This window comes from Citrobacter sp. EC_71, from assembly GCF_019584005.1.
Lineage (GTDB): Bacteria > Pseudomonadota > Gammaproteobacteria > Enterobacterales > Enterobacteriaceae > Citrobacter > Citrobacter werkmanii.
Genome location: NZ_VDAY01000028.1, coordinates 1 through 15,334 on the forward strand (window position 1 = coordinate 1; position 15,334 = coordinate 15,334).

22 protein-coding genes are annotated in these 15,334 nt (G+C 50.3%); 6 read left to right on the forward strand and 16 right to left on the reverse strand.

What is annotated here, in order from left to right:
• The first annotated feature begins 442 nt into the window (after window positions 1–442).
• On the forward strand, window positions 443–997 hold the full coding sequence (locus FHD02_RS21520) for a gamma carbonic anhydrase family protein (RefSeq protein WP_042312116.1): 555 nt from the start codon (window positions 443–445) through the stop codon (window positions 995–997).
• Here the strand turns inward: FHD02_RS21520 and FHD02_RS21525 are convergent.
• Genes FHD02_RS21525 through dprA form a run of 6 tightly spaced genes read right to left on the reverse strand, consistent with a single transcriptional unit; the run spans window position 973 to window position 4,765 of the window.
• The gene (locus FHD02_RS21525) at window positions 973–1,230 is read right to left on the reverse strand and encodes a DUF1488 domain-containing protein (protein WP_220394305.1); all 258 of its coding nucleotides are present in this window, start codon (window positions 1,228–1,230) and stop codon (window positions 973–975) included. The genes FHD02_RS21520 and FHD02_RS21525 overlap by 25 nt on opposite strands.
• Entirely contained in the window at window positions 1,227–2,048 is an 822-nt protein-coding gene (gene aroE, locus FHD02_RS21530) for a shikimate dehydrogenase (protein WP_137361341.1), read from the reverse strand. The genes FHD02_RS21525 and aroE overlap by 4 nt, the downstream gene beginning before the upstream one ends.
• Before the next feature lies 1 nt (window position 2,049).
• On the reverse strand, window positions 2,050–2,622 hold the full coding sequence (gene tsaC / locus FHD02_RS21535; protein ID WP_042312111.1) for an L-threonylcarbamoyladenylate synthase type 1 TsaC: 573 nt from the start codon (window positions 2,620–2,622) through the stop codon (window positions 2,050–2,052).
• Between the two features lie 4 nt (window positions 2,623–2,626).
• Window positions 2,627–3,169, reverse strand: coding sequence for a type I DNA topoisomerase (locus tag FHD02_RS21540; protein WP_042312108.1), 543 nt, complete (start codon window positions 3,167–3,169; stop codon window positions 2,627–2,629).
• A gap of 26 nt (window positions 3,170–3,195) precedes the next feature.
• Window positions 3,196–3,669 carry a DUF494 family protein Smg gene (gene smg, locus FHD02_RS21545; protein ID WP_038634635.1) on the reverse strand — a complete coding sequence of 158 codons (474 nt, stop codon included), beginning with the start codon at window positions 3,667–3,669 and terminating at the stop codon, window positions 3,196–3,198.
• Window positions 3,641–4,765, reverse strand: coding sequence for a DNA-protecting protein DprA (dprA, locus tag FHD02_RS21550; protein ID WP_220394306.1), 1,125 nt, complete (start codon window positions 4,763–4,765; stop codon window positions 3,641–3,643). Before dprA ends, smg begins: the two co-directional genes overlap by 29 nt.
• A gap of 129 nt (window positions 4,766–4,894) precedes the next feature.
• On the opposite strand from dprA, the gene def reads away from it, so the two are divergent.
• The 5 genes from def to mscL all read left to right on the forward strand — a co-directional run bounded on the left by def (window position 4,895) and on the right by mscL (window position 9,660).
• On the forward strand, window positions 4,895–5,404 hold the full coding sequence (def, locus tag FHD02_RS21555; RefSeq protein WP_038634641.1) for a peptide deformylase: 510 nt from the start codon (window positions 4,895–4,897) through the stop codon (window positions 5,402–5,404).
• Window positions 5,405–5,418: 14 nt separating this feature from the next.
• A complete protein-coding gene (gene fmt, locus FHD02_RS21560; protein WP_042312102.1) occupies window positions 5,419–6,366 on the forward strand; it encodes a methionyl-tRNA formyltransferase in 948 nt (315 codons plus the stop codon).
• Between the two features lie 51 nt (window positions 6,367–6,417).
• Entirely contained in the window at window positions 6,418–7,707 is a 1,290-nt protein-coding gene (gene rsmB, locus FHD02_RS21565) for a 16S rRNA (cytosine(967)-C(5))-methyltransferase RsmB (protein ID WP_137361343.1), read from the forward strand.
• A gap of 21 nt (window positions 7,708–7,728) precedes the next feature.
• Window positions 7,729–9,105: a Trk system potassium transporter TrkA gene (gene trkA, locus FHD02_RS21570; protein ID WP_006687350.1), complete on the forward strand. Its 1,377-nt coding sequence runs from the start codon at window positions 7,729–7,731 to the stop codon at window positions 9,103–9,105.
• 141 nt (window positions 9,106–9,246) lie between these two features.
• Window positions 9,247–9,660, forward strand: a complete 414-nt coding sequence (mscL, locus tag FHD02_RS21575; protein ID WP_003031152.1) for a large-conductance mechanosensitive channel protein MscL — start codon at window positions 9,247–9,249, stop codon at window positions 9,658–9,660.
• Here mscL and FHD02_RS21580 read toward each other — a convergent pair.
• From FHD02_RS21580 to secY, 10 genes are all read right to left on the reverse strand, one after another.
• Window positions 9,657–9,875, reverse strand: a complete 219-nt coding sequence (locus tag FHD02_RS21580; protein WP_042312099.1) for an alternative ribosome-rescue factor A — start codon at window positions 9,873–9,875, stop codon at window positions 9,657–9,659. The genes mscL and FHD02_RS21580 overlap by 4 nt on opposite strands.
• Before the next feature lie 59 nt (window positions 9,876–9,934).
• Window positions 9,935–10,360 (reverse strand): Zn(2+)-responsive transcriptional regulator, encoded by a 426-nt coding sequence (zntR, locus tag FHD02_RS21585; protein WP_042312097.1) that lies wholly within the window; start codon window positions 10,358–10,360, stop codon window positions 9,935–9,937.
• A 10-nt stretch (window positions 10,361–10,370) separates the two neighbouring features.
• Window positions 10,371–10,739 (reverse strand): DUF1992 domain-containing protein, encoded by a 369-nt coding sequence (locus FHD02_RS21590; protein ID WP_038634662.1) that lies wholly within the window; start codon window positions 10,737–10,739, stop codon window positions 10,371–10,373.
• 107 nt (window positions 10,740–10,846) lie between these two features.
• On the reverse strand, window positions 10,847–11,230 hold the full coding sequence (rplQ, locus tag FHD02_RS21595; RefSeq protein ID WP_001216370.1) for a 50S ribosomal protein L17: 384 nt from the start codon (window positions 11,228–11,230) through the stop codon (window positions 10,847–10,849).
• Between the two features lie 40 nt (window positions 11,231–11,270).
• Entirely contained in the window at window positions 11,271–12,260 is a 990-nt protein-coding gene (locus FHD02_RS21600; protein ID WP_003031139.1) for a DNA-directed RNA polymerase subunit alpha, read from the reverse strand.
• 25 nt (window positions 12,261–12,285) lie between these two features.
• Complete coding sequence (gene rpsD / locus FHD02_RS21605) at window positions 12,286–12,906, reverse strand: 30S ribosomal protein S4 (protein WP_003031138.1); 621 nt, start codon at window positions 12,904–12,906, stop codon at window positions 12,286–12,288.
• Window positions 12,907–12,939: 33 nt separating this feature from the next.
• Window positions 12,940–13,329: a 30S ribosomal protein S11 gene (rpsK, locus tag FHD02_RS21610; protein ID WP_003031137.1), complete on the reverse strand. Its 390-nt coding sequence runs from the start codon at window positions 13,327–13,329 to the stop codon at window positions 12,940–12,942.
• Window positions 13,330–13,345: 16 nt separating this feature from the next.
• Complete coding sequence (gene rpsM, locus FHD02_RS21615) at window positions 13,346–13,702, reverse strand: 30S ribosomal protein S13 (protein ID WP_003031135.1); 357 nt, start codon at window positions 13,700–13,702, stop codon at window positions 13,346–13,348.
• Between the two features lie 146 nt (window positions 13,703–13,848).
• Window positions 13,849–13,965 (reverse strand): 50S ribosomal protein L36, encoded by a 117-nt coding sequence (rpmJ, locus tag FHD02_RS21620; RefSeq protein ID WP_000868187.1) that lies wholly within the window; start codon window positions 13,963–13,965, stop codon window positions 13,849–13,851.
• Between the two features lie 30 nt (window positions 13,966–13,995).
• The gene (gene secY / locus FHD02_RS21625) at window positions 13,996–15,327 is read right to left on the reverse strand and encodes a preprotein translocase subunit SecY (RefSeq protein WP_001118864.1); all 1,332 of its coding nucleotides are present in this window, start codon (window positions 15,325–15,327) and stop codon (window positions 13,996–13,998) included.
• Between the last annotated feature and the right edge of the window lie 7 nt (window positions 15,328–15,334).

Below are 15,334 nucleotides of genomic sequence, written 5' to 3' on the forward strand. Positions count from 1 at the left end.
GTAATGAATTACGTGTTCACTCAGAGACTTGGTATTCATTTTTCGTCTTGCGACGTTAAGAATCCGTATCTTCGAGTGCCCACACAGATTGTCTGATAAATTGTTAAAGAGCAGTTGCGACGCGCTTTAGCGCTCTGTCGCGAGGTGGCGTATATTACGCTTTCCTCTTTCAGAGTCAACCCTCATTTTCAGGTTTTTCTCTTCAACCGACCGGGCTGTTTGTGTGAAGTGATTCACATCCGCCGTGTCGATGGAGGCGCATTATAGGGATCCCATTTTTTAGCACAAGTATTTTTTGGATCTTTTTTGCTGAATGCTTGTTTTTCACCCCTTTCGCTATATTCCTGCGCAATTTGGCTGATTTTTGATAGATAAATCACTTGCACAGTCTCGATAATCCAACCAAAGTCTTCATTACCGCTCTATTTTCGCTGAGGTAAACATGTCTGATGTACTGCGCCCTTATAAGGATCTTTTCCCACAGATCGGAAAACGCGTGATGATCGACACCAGTAGCGTGGTCATCGGTGATGCCCGTTTAGCTGATGATGTCGGAATTTGGCCACTGGTCGCGATCCGTGGCGACGTGAACTACGTGCAAATCGGTGCGCGTACAAACATTCAGGACGGCAGCGTTCTACATGTCACACATAAATCTACATCCAATCCGCAGGGTAATCCGCTGATCGTAGGTGAAGATGTCACAGTTGGTCATAAAGTCATGCTGCACGGTTGTACCATTGGTAACCGCGTATTAGTCGGTATGGGATCGATTCTGTTGGACGGTGTCGTTGTTGAAGACGACGTTATGATTGGGGCGGGAAGCCTGGTTCCGCAAAACAAACGCCTGGAGAGTGGATATCTGTACCTGGGAAGCCCGGTTAAGCAGATTCGTCCATTAAGCGATGAAGAGAAAGCAGGCTTGCAATACTCAGCTAACAACTATGTTAAGTGGAAAGATGAGTATTTAAGTCAGAGTAGCCACACCCAACCCTGAGCATCTTCCTGCTGGTCCTGGATCAATGCTTCGACCTCTTCCTCCAGGTCCCAGCGATGTACTCGAAAGATTTCCAGCCACTGTTCAGGCGTCTCGCCGCCAAAGCGGGACGCCAACATCTTTCCCGATATGGCACATGTTAACTGCATGCCATGAACCATTGCAGGGAAAACAATGGCATTCACATCCGTCCGCCATTCTTCTCGATCGGGAAACTGGATCGCCTGATTCATGCCGACAATTCCTGTTGCATGCTTTTAATGACCGGCTCAATCTGGGGTAAAACGCCATGCCAGAGTAAAACGGCATGTGCAGCTTGTCCCACCAGCATCCCCAGACCATCGGCATACTGTTTCGCCCCATGCTTTTCACACCAGGAAAGGAACGGCGTATTCCCTTTCTGATAAAACATGTCGTAGCAGTAGACGGAGGGATGGATAAGAGATGCCGGAATAGACGGGACCTCACCGTTAATACCGCTGGACGTCGCGTTAATAATCAGATCAAAGCTGTGATTATCAAGTTCGTCCATTCCCACCGCCTGCACGCTACCGGTATGAGAGAAGAGCTGTGCCAGTTCTTCAGCGCGGGAGGCCGTACGATTAACAATGGTCACCGCACAATCCATAGAAAGAAGAGGTAGCAATACCCCACGGGATGCACCGCCCGCACCAATCAGCAGAATTCGCGAGCCGGGACGAATGAAAGATAAACGCTCAAGATCGCTTAATAAACCGATACCATCCGTGTTATCTCCCAGCAAACGACCATCCTCCAGCCGTTTAAGGGTGTTGACTGCACCAGCTAGCGATGCCCGGTCTGTTAATTCATCGGCATGCGCAAACGCCTCTTCTTTAAAAGGAACGGTGACATTTGCCCCCTTCCCCCCCTCAGCAAAAAAGGCGTTCAGCGAATTCACAAAGTCATTGATCGGCGCCAGTACACGTCCATAGGAGTAATCAATCTTCAGCTGCTCTGCAAATTGCTGATGAATAAAAGGCGATTTACTGTGCGCTATCGGATTACCAAAAACAGCATAGGCTTCTTTCATATTACCCCTGTCGAAACTGTTCACCCGTCAGTGCATCACGGATCTCCGAAGGATTCAAACGCCCTCCGGTCTCTCCTTCAACAACGGGAAAGTCTGTACCGAACTGTGCGCGGACTTCCTCTACCGTTCGGCAAGGCGGTAAGCCACTCAAATTAGCACTGGTGGAAACGATAGGTTTGCCATAAGCCTGGCACAGTGCAACCACCAGCGGATGATCTGTGACACGCACGGCCAGCGAATCAAAACGACCGGTCAACCAACGAGGTGTAGACGCAAGCGCTGGGAAAACGAAGGTGACAGGACCAGGCCAGCGAGCGAAGATAGCCTCACGTTGAGCATCAGTAAGCGAGCTATCGTCAATATAGGGCTTAAGTTGCTCAAAGTTAGCCGCAATCAAAATTAGGCCTTTCTCGACCGGGCGTTGTTTAAGTTCCAACAAACGGCTAACTGCCGTTTCGCTGTCGGGATCGCAGCCGACACCAAATACAGCTTCTGTTGGATAGGCGATGACTTTCTCTTGGTTCAGTACCTCTATTGCAGCAGCGATAGGGCCTGTGGGCAGGTTATTATTCACTTTTTTATTCCGCCGAAATCGGCTTTCCACATTGTTTACTGGCACAGAAATGCTTCACACCCTGCGCGGTTTTCTTTTCGATGAGTAGCGGATAATGGCACTCTGGACACTCTCCGGCTAACGGTTTGAAGTTAATGACAAACTGGCACTCCGGATAGCGATCGCAGGAGTAAAAAGTTTTGCCATAACGGGAACGCCGCTGGACCAGGTGACCGGTCTGGCATTGAGGACAGACGATTGCTGTTTCATCAGGCTTGTCGATAAGCTCGGTGTGATCGCATGCAGGATAGTCACTGCATCCGATAAACATACCGAATCGCCCTTGTCGCAGCACCAACTCAGCGCCACATGCCGGGCAAAACTTACCCTCCAGAACTTTGACAATATGTCCGTCCGCCGATGATTTCAGCGGACGGACATAATCGCAATCTGGATAGTGTGAACAACCGAGAAACGGACCGTGTTTCCCGGAGCGAATAACCAGTTCGGCCCCGCATTGTGGGCAGGGCTCGTTTTTACGCACCGTAAACAGTGCTGATTTAGCCATAACAACTCATACTGAATGAAGATTGATTAATGCAGCATACCTTCATTCACTTCAAAGAGTAATTCTTCCATTTGCTGATAGGCATTTTCACAACCCGGAATGTTGAATAGCACCATCAGGATTACCCACTTCAGGTCTTCCAGATCAAACTCTGCCGTATCCAGCGCGAGTACGCGCTCAATTACCATTTCTCGCGTTTCGAGGTTTAGCACCTGAATCTGCTCCAGGAATAGCAAGAATCCGCGACAGCTCGCATCCAGTCGTTCACATTCTTCTGCAGTATAAATACGCAGAGAAAGAGGGTCAGACGCCAGCTGCATAGGTTCGGCAAGGCCATCCTGATAATCAGCAAGCTTTTCCAGCCACAGTAACGCGTTGTAGATGTCTTCACGATCAAAACCAGCGTCGGTAAGATCCCGTTCCAGTTTGTCCTGATCCACACGCAGCTCAGCTTCGTTATGGATATATGTCTCAAACAAATACATTAGTACGTCGAACATGGCATGCCCTCCTCAATCGGACATAGCCGCCGGGTACAGCTGCGATCCATCCTGCTAACTCCAGTTCGAGTAGTTGAGCCACTACCTCTGGCACAGGTTGGCCGGCACGTTCAGCGACGACGTCAACAGGTGTTACCTCATCTCCTACGTTAGCCAGGAGCTCAGGAAATGGCAATGCCACCTCTTCGTGATCTGGCGAATAAATTGATTTTTCAGGTTCATCTGGCAACCATTGCAGCCCATATTGCAAATTTTCCAGAATTTGCTCTGGTGCGGTCACAAGCGTGGCTCCCTGCTGAATAAGCCAATGTGGACCTTCACTTCCCGGACTCCCAATCGGTCCAGGCAAAGCAAAAACCTCCCGCCCTTGTTCCAGCGCACAGCGTGCTGTGACCAATGAACCGCTGCGCTGCGCGGCCTCAACGACCAGGATACCTTTACTTAGACCACTGATAATGCGATTTCGTCGGGGAAAATTGCGCGGCAGTGGGAGCGTATCTAATGGGAACTCAGACACCAATGCGCCTCCGGAATCGATCAGACGTTCGGCGAGACGGACATGCTGTCGTGGATGAATGGTCTCAAGCCCATTTCCCAGCACCGCAATACTCGTGCCTTGTCGGTTTATCGCCGCATTATGCGCCACGCCATCAATCCCTCGGGCCAGCCCACTGGTTATCGTCACCCCAAACGCGGCAAGCTTTTCGCAAAATAATCGCCCCCAACGTTCGCCATACCATGAATGTTGGCGACTACCGACGACGGCAACCTGAAATGAATGCAGGCATGTGGGAGTACCGGCAACGAAAAGTACCCCAGGATAATCTTCAATCGCGCGCAGCTGGGACGGATAATGCTCACTGTCGGCAACCACTAAATGGTGGTTCGGCTGCTCCAACCAACGCAGCGTTTTTTCCAGTAACTGTTCTGAAAAGGTTAAAAAGCGCATGGCCTGGCGGGAAGATAATCCTGCGTGCTGGAGTATCGTGTTGTTAATACAGGGTTGGGCATTGAGCCAGTGGGCAAGGCGCACCATCTCATCACCATACAGTTCATTCACTTGCGCTAAACATAGCCAAATTTCAATTTGGGTCATCCCTGCTCCCCTGCCACAAGCAGTCCTGGCAATCTTTGCGATTGGTCACTGATGCTGTCAATCAGAGGGGGTTTTGTCTAGAATAGAGGTAATAATCTTTTCAACTCCTGAACACAACTCTGGATAACTATGTCAGTTTTGCAAGTGTTACATATTCCGGACGAGCGTCTTCGCAAAGTCGCAAAACCGGTTGAAGAAGTGAATGCAGAAATTCAGCGTATCGTTGATGATATGTTCGAAACGATGTACGCAGAAGAGGGTATCGGTCTGGCGGCAACACAGGTCGACATCCATCAGCGCATCATTGTTATTGATGTCTCTGAAAATCGCGACGAGCAGTTGGTTTTAATCAACCCGGAGCTGCTGGAGAAAGATGGCGAAACCGGCATTGAAGAAGGTTGCCTGTCTATCCCCGAACAGCGTGCGTTAGTACCACGTGCTGAGAAAGTAAAAATTCGTGCGCTCAATCGCGACGGTAAATCTTTTGAACTGGAAGCCGATGGCCTGCTCGCTATCTGCATTCAACATGAAATGGATCACCTGGTCGGTAAACTGTTTATCGATTATCTGTCTCCGTTGAAGCAACAACGTATTCGTCAGAAAGTTGAAAAACTCGACCGCCTGAACGCCCGAGCTTAAGGACAAGAATCAACGTGTCAGACTCACTACGTATTATTTTTGCGGGTACACCTGACTTTGCAGCGCGTCACCTTGACGCGCTGTTGTCTTCTGGACATAACGTCGTTGGCGTGTTTACCCAACCGGACCGCCCTGCGGGACGCGGTAAAAAGCTGATGCCCAGCCCGGTAAAAGTGTTAGCAGAAGAAAAAGGGATACCGGTTTTCCAGCCCGTCTCTCTTCGCCCTCAGGAAAACCAACAGTTGGTTGCTGATTTACACGCAGACGTGATGGTGGTAGTGGCATATGGACTGATTCTGCCAAAAGCCGTGCTGGAAATGCCGCGCCTGGGTTGTATCAACGTTCACGGTTCCCTGCTTCCACGCTGGCGTGGCGCAGCACCGATTCAACGTTCACTGTGGGCTGGCGATAGCGAAACGGGTGTTACCATCATGCAAATGGATGTTGGTCTCGACACCGGTGATATGCTGCTTAAGCTCTCCTGCCCGATTACGGCAGAGGATACCAGCGGTTCGTTATACGACAAGCTGGCAGACCTGGGGCCTCAGGGGCTGATTGAAACGCTAAAACAGCTGGCTGCTGGCACGATAAAACCCGTGGTACAAGATGAATCACTGGTTACGCATGCAGAGAAACTCAGTAAAGAAGAGGCCCGTATCGACTGGTCACTTTCGGCCGCTCAGTTGGAGCGCTGCATCCGCGCCTTTAACCCGTGGCCAATGAGCTATATCGTCATCGACGAGCAACCAGTAAAAATTTGGCAGGCGACGGTGATCGATACGCCCGCTAACGCTGAACCAGGCACAATTTTGGAAGCGACCCGTCAGGGTATCCAGGTTGCAACAGGCGACGGCATCCTGAATCTCGTCTCTTTGCAGCCTGCAGGCAAAAAAGCCATGAGTGCGCAGGATCTGCTTAATTCGCGCCGGGAGTGGTTTGTGCCCGGAAACCGTCTGGCCTGACGGTTCATCTCTTTAAGCCCGGTGTTACCGGGCATTTTTATTTTCGCACTTATGAAAAAACATCTTAATTTACGCAGTATGGCGGCCCAGACCGTCGAGCAGGTTGTCGAAAAGGGGCAATCATTAAGCAACGTGCTGCCCGCCATGCAGCAAAAAGTTGCCGATAAAGATAAAGCGCTGTTGCAAGAGCTTTGCTTCGGCGTATTGCGCACACTCTCGCAACTGGAATGGATGATCCAGCAACTGATGGAACGTCCAATGACGGGCAAACAGCGTACCGTTCACTACCTGATCATGGTGGGCTTCTACCAACTGCTGCATACCCGTATTCCCCCCCATGCTGTGCTGGCAGAAACCGTAGAAGGCGCGGTGGTGATCAAGCGTCCGCAACTGAAAGGGCTGATCAATGGCGTATTACGCCAGTTCCAGCGCCGTCAGGAAGAACTGCAGACCGAGTTCGCACAAAGCGATCTGCGTTTCTTACACCCCTCCTGGCTGGTAAAACGTATTAAAGCCGCTTATCCACAGCAGTGGGAAGCCATACTTGAGGCTAATAACCAACGTCCGCCAATGTGGCTCCGTGTCAATCGCAACCACCATACGCGCGACGCCTGGCTGGAACTACTCGCCGAAGCAGGATTGACCGGTTTCCCTCATCCGAATTACCCGGATGCAGTCCGTCTGGAGACACCTGCCCCCGTACTCGCTCTGCCTGGTTTTGAGCAAGGTTGGGTCACCGTTCAGGATGCCTCCGCCCAGGGTTGCGTCAGCTATCTGCAGCCACAAAACGGAGAGCAGATCCTTGATTTATGTTGCGCTCCCGGTGGCAAGACCACCCATATTCTGGAGGTCGCGCCAGATGCGAACGTGATGGCAGTCGATGTCGACGATAAACGCCTGTCTCGCGTGTATGACAACCTGAAACGCCTGGGCATGAAAGCGACCGTGAAGCAGGGTGATGGTCGCTATCCACAGCAGTGGTGCGGTGAGCAACAATTTGACCGTATTTTGCTGGACGCCCCATGTTCTGCCACTGGTGTAATCCGTCGCCATCCGGATATCAAATGGCTGCGTCGCGATCGGGATATTGCCGAACTCGCTCAGTTGCAGGCGGAGATCCTCAATGCCACCTGGACACACCTTAAGCCTGGCGGCACGCTAGTCTATGCAACCTGTTCTATTCTGCCAGAAGAAAACCAACAGCAGATCGCCGCGTTCCTTGCACGCACACCGGATGCGGTGTTAAGCGAAACCGGTACGCCAGAGCAGCCGGGACGTCAGAATTTACCGGGTGCAGAAGATGGCGACGGCTTCTTTTACGCTAAGCTAATCAAAAAGTGATGAGATAACGGGTCGCGACTGATGAAAATTATCATTCTTGGCGCAGGGCAAGTTGGCGGTACGCTGGCTGAAAACCTGGTCGGAGAGAACAACGATATCACGGTAGTCGATACCAATGGTGAGCGCCTGCGCAGCTTGCAGGACAAGTTCGATCTCCGCGTCGTGCAAGGACATGGTTCACATCCCCGTGTATTGCGTGAGGCTGGTGCCGACGATGCCGATATGCTGGTTGCCGTAACCAGCTCAGATGAAACAAATATGGTTGCCTGCCAGGTAGCTTATTCCCTGTTTAATACGCCTAACCGTATCGCCCGTATTCGTTCACCGGATTATGTTCGCGATGCGGACAAGCTATTCCAATCCGATGCTGTCCCTATCGATCATCTGATTGCGCCTGAGCAACTGGTTATCGATAGCATTTACCGCCTGATTGAATATCCGGGCGCATTGCAAGTCGTGAATTTTGCCGAGGGCAAAGTCAGTCTGGCGGTCGTGAAAGCTTATTACGGCGGACCGCTAATCGGTAATGCGTTGTCGACAATGCGCGATCACATGCCGCATATCGATACCCGCGTTGCGGCAATATTCCGTCATGACAGGCCAATTCGCCCGCAGGGTTCTACCATCGTTGAAGCGGGTGATGAGGTTTTCTTTATCGCGGCATCACAGCACATTCGCGCCGTCATGAGCGAGCTACAGCGTCTGGAAAAGCCGTACAAACGCATTATGTTAGTCGGTGGCGGTAATATCGGTGCGGGGCTCGCGCGGCGTCTGGAAAAAGATTACAGCGTCAAACTGATCGAGCGTAATCAGCAGCGCGCATCGGAGCTTGCAGAGAAATTGCAAAATACGATCGTCTTTTTTGGCGATGCTTCGGATCAAGAGCTCCTGGCGGAAGAACATATCGATCAGGTTGATCTGTTCATTGCGGTGACCAACGACGATGAAGCTAACATCATGTCGGCGATGCTGGCTAAACGAATGGGCGCCAAGAAAGTGATGGTGCTGATCCAACGCAGAGCGTACGTCGATCTGGTACAGGGCAGCGTGATCGATATTGCGATTTCACCGCAGCAGGCGACCATCTCCGCACTCCTGAGCCATGTGCGTAAAGCTGATATTGTTGGTGTTTCATCACTACGCCGCGGCGTAGCGGAAGCCATTGAAGCCGTCGCACACGGTGATGAGACAACCTCACGGGTGGTAGGTCGCTCAATTGATGAAATTAAACTTCCGCCCGGAACCATTATTGGCGCCGTTGTACGGGGTAATGATGTGATGATTGCCAATGACAACCTGCGTATTGAACAGGGCGATCACGTTATTATGTTCCTGACAGATAAAAAGTTTATTACCGACGTCGAGCGCTTATTCCAGCCAAGCCCCTTCTTCCTGTAATAATTTGGGCGCTAATATGGCGCCCTTTTTATTTCCCTTTATTTATCAGGGCCTAATAATTTTTCCTTTCCGCAATACATAAATGGAAATTGCCTAAACATTTGTTAAACTTATAAACGTCAGCTGCATAGGGAGAATAAAATGAGCATTATTAAAGAGTTTCGCGAATTCGCGATGCGCGGGAATGTTGTCGATTTGGCAGTGGGTGTCATTATTGGTGCGGCATTTGGTAAGATCGTTTCATCACTGGTTGCCGATATCATCATGCCGCCACTGGGGTTGTTAATTGGTGGGATTGATTTTAAACAGTTTGCTTTAACGTTACGTGATGCGCAGGGAGACATCCCGGCGGTAGTCATGCATTACGGCGTATTCATTCAGAATGTCTTCGATTTCATTATTGTTGCGTTTGCTATCTTTATGGCAATCAAACTGATCAATAAATTGAATCGTAAAAAAGCTGAGGAGCCAGCGGCGCCCCCTGCACCATCTAAAGAAGAAGTATTACTAAGTGAAATTCGTGACCTGCTGAAAGAACAGAACAACCGCTCTTAAGCGTTCATTGAAACAAAAAGGCCAGTGGTAAAAAAGTGCTTCACTTTCTTGCCACTGGCCTCCCAGTTTCCCCGATTGCCATGTTTACCTTTACGTAGATAACTTCCCTTCCCTTTTTTATTTTTCTCAATGCGCTGCCTGAACAGTGGATCATGCAGAAGCGCCTCAATGGCGTTGTCCTTTATCTGTCCTTTGGTATGCTGATAACGGCTCATACTCTCTCCAGTTTGTGGGGTAATTTACGCCGGGAGTGTAGACCTGACCGTGCAAAAAATCAACGGTCTGATATTGTCCCGCTGGCGCCTTGTTCAAGTGCTTCAAGAATAGAACAGTACACACTGCTATGTGCTTTACCACAGCACGCGTCATTTAATCGTTGTAACGATCGTTGCATCGCCTGAAGCTCCGCTATGCGCGCTTCGACCTCTTGTAATCTTTCCTGAACGATCCCTTTTGATTCCTGGCAGGTATGGTGCTCTGGATCTATGCGGATCGAAAGCAGTTCGCGAATCGACTCCAGTGTAAAACCAAGCTGCCGGGCATAACGAATAAACTTCAGACGCTGAAGATCGCTTTCAGTGTAGAGGCGAAACCCGCCTTCGGTACGTACTTCATGTTCCATCATCTGCTGCTTTTCATAGTAACGGATAGTATCCGGCGTCACGTCAGCCAGCTTCGCTAATTCACCAATTCGGTACATGCTCTCTCCGCTATTTGTCGTTGATCTTCTGTAGCAGCTTATCTGCGTATTCGCCGTGTAAAAACTCGGTGCTAAGTCCAGCTTGTCGAAGTTTTAGCTCCAGTAGCGACAACCGACGACTGACTTCCTGATAACTGGGATCATCTTTGCGGATCCCCGCGAGTATTTCAAGCAGCTGGATCGCCTCTCTGCGCTGCTCAAGCTCAGGTGGAAGACAACCTGCATTTTTTAATAAACGGTATCCGGCCCGAAGTTCTGGCGGAATATGGGAATCATCATCAAGCGTAAGCGGTTCGCCTGTACCAGGTAAATCATCAAACTCGCCTTTAGACTGTGCAGCAATAATATGGCGCTCTGCCCACTGGTCCAGTAACCACATATAACGCTCCAGGGGATGAACAAAAAGAGTACAGATATTGTAGATAAGTGGGGATAGGGCGGATATAAAAAAACCCGCCGAGGCGGGTTTTTTTACGTTACTACAGATTACTCTGCAGCAGCTTCTGTTTTCTCTGAACGATCAACCAGCTCGATGTATGCCATCGGCGCGTTGTCGCCTGCACGGAAACCACACTTCAGAATGCGAGTGTAACCACCGGCGCGGCTCGCGAAACGCGGGCCCAGTTCGTTAAACAGTTTTGCCACGATCTCGTTATCACGAGTACGGGCGAATGCCAGACGACGATTAGCTACGCTATCAGTCTTGGCAAGAGTAATCAGCGGCTCAACTACGCGACGCAGCTCTTTCGCTTTCGGCAGAGTCGTCTTGATGATTTCATGACGAACCAGTGAACCTGCCATATTGCGGAACATAGCCTGGCGATGGCTGCTGTTGCGGTTCAGTTGACGACCACTCTTACGATGGCGCATGACCTTATCCTTCTCAGTAAAACCTTAACCTGTGATCCGGTTACTCGTCAGCGATGCTTGCCGGTGGCCAGTTTTCCAGGCGCATGCCCAGAGACAGTCCACGGGAAGCCAGCACGTCTTTAATCTCAGTAAGAGATTTTTTACCAAGGTTAGGCGTCTTAAGAAGCTCAACCTCAGTACGCTGTACCAGATCACCGATATAGTGGATAGCTTCTGCTTTGAGGCAGTTAGCAGAGCGGACAGTCAATTCCAGATCGTCAACAGGGCGCAGCAGGATCGGATCGAATTCTGGTTTCTCTTCTTTAACTTCCGGCTGACGTACATCACGTAAGTCAACAAAAGCTTCCAGTTGTTCAGCCAGAATGGTTGCCGCACGACGAATCGCCTCTTCAGGATCGATTGTGCCGTTGGTTTCCATTTCGATGACCAGCTTGTCCAGGTCGGTACGCTGTTCTACACGCGCTGCTTCAACATTGTAGGCAATACGCTCTACAGGGCTGTAGCATGCGTCGACCAGCAGACGGCCGATTGGGCGCTCATCTTCTTCCGAATGAATTCGGGTAGAAGCCGGCACATAACCACGACCGCGCTGAACTTTGATGCGCATACTAATAGATGCGTTCTCATCGGTCAGGTGGCAGATCACGTGCTGTGGCTTGACGATTTCGACATCACCATCATGGGTAATGTCGGCTGCAGTCACAGGGCCAATGCCAGATTTATTCAAGGTAAGAATAACGTCATCTTTACCCTGAACTCTCACCGCCAGCCCTTTCAGGTTGAGCAGGATTTCCAGGATATCTTCCTGAACGCCTTCTTTGGTGCTGTACTCATGTAGTACACCATCAATCTCAACCTCGGTCACCGCGCAACCCGGCATCGATGAGAGCAGAATACGGCGCAGTGCGTTACCCAAAGTATGGCCAAAGCCACGCTCTAAAGGCTCAAGGGTCACCTTGGCGTGCGTCGAACTCACTTGCTCGATATCTACCAGGCGCGGTTTTAGAAACTCTGTCACAGAACCCTGCATTGTGTCCTCTCTTTGGTACTAAGCTTTACTTGGAGTAAAGCTCGACGATCAGGTGTTCGTTAATGTCCGCAGACAGATCAGAACGCTCCGGCTTACGCTTGAACGTACCTTCCATCTTGCCAGCATCAACTTCCAGCCAGGTTGGCTTTTCACGCTGCTCAGCCAGCTCCAGAGCGGCTTTCACGCGAGACTGCTTCTTCGCTTTCTCACGAATGCTAACAACGTCATTCGGACTAACCTGATAAGAAGCGATGTTAACAACACGACCGTTTACCATAATTGCTTTATGGCTGACCAGCTGACGTGCTTCTGCACGAGTGGCACCGAAGCCCATACGGTATACAACGTTGTCCAGACGACCTTCCAGCAGACCCAACAGGTTTTCACCGGTGTTGCCTTTCAGACGTGCTGCTTCTTTGTAGTAGTTACGGAACTGACGCTCCAGCACACCATAGATACGGCGAACTTTTTGCTTTTCACGCAACTGCACACCATAGTCAGACAGACGCGGTTTACGCGCACCGTGCTGGCCAGGAGCTTGTTCAATTTTACACTTGGTATCGATCGCGCGAACGCCAGACTTAAGGAATAAGTCAGTGCCCTCACGACGGCTCAGCTTGAGCTTAGGACCCAAATATCTTGCCATTTTCTTTCTCCAACAATCCTAGAAACGACAGCGTTATACGCGACGTTTTTTCGGCGGACGACAACCGTTATGAGGGATCGGAGTCACATCAGTAATATTAGTGATGCGGAAACCAGCGGCGTTCAGAGCACGAACAGTAGATTCGCGACCTGGACCCGGTCCTTTGACCATAACTTCCAGATTCTTGATACCGTATTCTTTTACGGCTTCAGCGCAACGCTCTGCTGCAACCTGAGCTGCAAACGGAGTGGATTTGCGAGAACCACGGAAACCGGAACCACCGGCTGTTGCCCAACCCAGTGCGTTACCCTGACGATCAGTAATGGTAACGATGGTGTTGTTAAAAGAAGCATGGATATGAGCCACGCCGTCAGAGACTTGTTTTCTTACACGTTTACGTGCACGAATTGGTGCCTTTGCCATTATTCAATCACCCCGATTATTTCTTGATCGGTTTGCGCGGACCCTTACGGGTACGTGCGTTGGTCTTGGTACGCTGACCGCGAACCGGGAGACCACGACGATGACGCAAACCGCGATAGCAACCAAGGTCCATAAGGCGCTTGATGCTCATGCTAACTTCACGGCGCAGATCACCTTCAACGACAAATTTGGCAACTTCGTCACGCAGCGTGTCGATTTGTTCTTCAGACAGCTCACTGATCTTAACATCTTCAGCGATACCCGCTGCAGCCAGAATGGCTTTAGAACGGGTCTTGCCGACGCCGTAGATCGAAGTTAATGCGATCACAGCATGTTTCTGATCAGGAATGTTAATGCCTGCTATACGGGCCACTATGCACTCCTACTATTTAATATGTACGCACCATGCTGAAAAGCCCGTTTTCAGGATACTCAAATGGAAACGCACAGACATACAAAAGATTGGCTGGCTAATCTAGCCAGCTCAACCCAACTTTGCAAGAAAAATATGCGAATAAATCAGCCTTGGCGCTGTTTATGCTTCGGCTCGGCACTGCAAATCACACGGATGACACCATCACGCTTAACGATTTTGCAGTTACGGCATAATTTCTTGACGGAAGCACGAACTTTCATTTTTACTCTCCGTAACTTCTCGGGCGACTGTTAACGGCCGTAGCCTTTCAGATTCGCCTTCTTCAATGCAGACTCGTACTGACTTGACATCATCAGAGTTTGCACTTGAGCCATAAAGTCCATAATCACGACAACAACGATAAGCAGTGAGGTCCCACCAAAGTAGAACGGTACTTTCATTGCATCACGCATGAACTCCGGGATCAGGCAGATAAAGGTAATGTAGAGCGCACCAACCAAAGTCAGGCGGGTCATTACTTTATCGATATACTTCGCCGTTTGCTCTCCCGGACGAATTCCTGGTACAAATGCACCGGACTTCTTCAGGTTATCTGCTGTTTCACGCGGGTTGAAAACCAACGCCGTGTAGAAGAAACAGAAGAATATGATTGCAGACGCATAGAGTAACACATAAAGCGGTTGCCCAGGCTGCAAATACAGCGAAATTGTTGTCAGCCAGTTCCAACCAGTCCCGCCCCCGAACCATGACGCGATGGTCGCCGGGAACAGAATAATACTGGAAGCGAAGATTGCCGGGATTACCCCCGCCATATTCACTTTCAGCGGTAAATGTGTGCTCTGTGCAGCATAGACACGACGACCTTGCTGACGTTTCGCGTAGTTTACCACAATACGGCGTTGACCACGCTCAACAAATACAACAAAGAACGTCACTGCAAATACTAATACTGCAACCAACAGCAACACGAGGAAGTGCAGGTCGCCTTGACGCGCTTGCTCGATAGTATGGGCAATGGCTGGCGGGAGTCCCGCAACGATACCGGCGAAGATAATGATTGAGATACCGTTGCCGATACCACGTTCAGTAATCTGTTCGCCCAACCACATCAGGAACATCGTTCCTGTAACCAGACTTACAACAGCGGTGAAATAGAATGCAAAGCCTGGATTCATTACCAGGCCCTGCATACCAGGCATATTCGGCAGACCGGTAGCAATACCGATCGACTGGAATATTGCCAGCACCAGAGTACCGTAGCGGGTGTACTGGCTGATCTTACGACGACCAGACTCCCCTTCTTTCTTAATTTCTGCCAGCGTTGGGTGAACCACCGTCAGCAGCTGGATAATGATCGACGCCGAGATATACGGCATGATCCCCAGAGCAAAGATAGAAGCACGGCTGAGAGCACCACCAGAGAACATGTTAAACATTTCAATGATGGTGCCTCGCTGTTGCTCAAGCAGTTTGGCAAGTACAGCGGCATCAATACCAGGGATCGGAATGAAAGAGCCAATACGGAACACAATAAGCGCACCGATTACAAACAGCAGTCTGCGTTTCAGCTCGCCTAAGCCACCTTTGGCACTTTGAAAATCTAATCCCGGTTGTTTAGCCATCTGCTAC

What these genes read in the sequence shown, in the direction of transcription:
- zntR (WP_042312097.1), bottom strand. Translation starts at nt 10,360, where the DNA reads ATGTACCGAATTGGTGAATTAGCGAAGCTGGCTGACGTGACGCCGGAT.
- FHD02_RS21525 (WP_220394305.1), bottom strand. Translation starts at nt 1,230, where the DNA reads ATGAATCAGGCGATCCAGTTTCCCGATCGAGAAGAATGGCGGACGGAT.
- smg (WP_038634635.1), bottom strand. Translation starts at nt 3,669, where the DNA reads ATGTTCGACGTACTAATGTATTTGTTTGAGACATATATCCATAACGAA.
- FHD02_RS21540 (WP_042312108.1), bottom strand. Translation starts at nt 3,169, where the DNA reads ATGGCTAAATCAGCACTGTTTACGGTGCGTAAAAACGAGCCCTGCCCA.
- aroE (WP_137361341.1), bottom strand. Translation starts at nt 2,048, where the DNA reads ATGAAAGAAGCCTATGCTGTTTTTGGTAATCCGATAGCGCACAGTAAA.
- def (WP_038634641.1), top strand. Translation starts at nt 4,895, where the DNA reads ATGTCAGTTTTGCAAGTGTTACATATTCCGGACGAGCGTCTTCGCAAA.
- mscL (WP_003031152.1), top strand. Translation starts at nt 9,247, where the DNA reads ATGAGCATTATTAAAGAGTTTCGCGAATTCGCGATGCGCGGGAATGTT.
- rpmJ (WP_000868187.1), bottom strand. Translation starts at nt 13,965, where the DNA reads ATGAAAGTTCGTGCTTCCGTCAAGAAATTATGCCGTAACTGCAAAATC.
- dprA (WP_220394306.1), bottom strand. Translation starts at nt 4,765, where the DNA reads ATGACCCAAATTGAAATTTGGCTATGTTTAGCGCAAGTGAATGAACTG.
- FHD02_RS21590 (WP_038634662.1), bottom strand. Translation starts at nt 10,739, where the DNA reads ATGTGGTTACTGGACCAGTGGGCAGAGCGCCATATTATTGCTGCACAG.
- FHD02_RS21520 (WP_042312116.1), top strand. Translation starts at nt 443, where the DNA reads ATGTCTGATGTACTGCGCCCTTATAAGGATCTTTTCCCACAGATCGGA.
- rsmB (WP_137361343.1), top strand. Translation starts at nt 6,418, where the DNA reads ATGAAAAAACATCTTAATTTACGCAGTATGGCGGCCCAGACCGTCGAG.
- secY (WP_001118864.1), bottom strand. Translation starts at nt 15,327, where the DNA reads ATGGCTAAACAACCGGGATTAGATTTTCAAAGTGCCAAAGGTGGCTTA.
- FHD02_RS21600 (WP_003031139.1), bottom strand. Translation starts at nt 12,260, where the DNA reads ATGCAGGGTTCTGTGACAGAGTTTCTAAAACCGCGCCTGGTAGATATC.
- rpsD (WP_003031138.1), bottom strand. Translation starts at nt 12,906, where the DNA reads ATGGCAAGATATTTGGGTCCTAAGCTCAAGCTGAGCCGTCGTGAGGGC.
- FHD02_RS21580 (WP_042312099.1), bottom strand. Translation starts at nt 9,875, where the DNA reads ATGAGCCGTTATCAGCATACCAAAGGACAGATAAAGGACAACGCCATT.
- rplQ (WP_001216370.1), bottom strand. Translation starts at nt 11,230, where the DNA reads ATGCGCCATCGTAAGAGTGGTCGTCAACTGAACCGCAACAGCAGCCAT.
- trkA (WP_006687350.1), top strand. Translation starts at nt 7,729, where the DNA reads ATGAAAATTATCATTCTTGGCGCAGGGCAAGTTGGCGGTACGCTGGCT.
- rpsK (WP_003031137.1), bottom strand. Translation starts at nt 13,329, where the DNA reads ATGGCAAAGGCACCAATTCGTGCACGTAAACGTGTAAGAAAACAAGTC.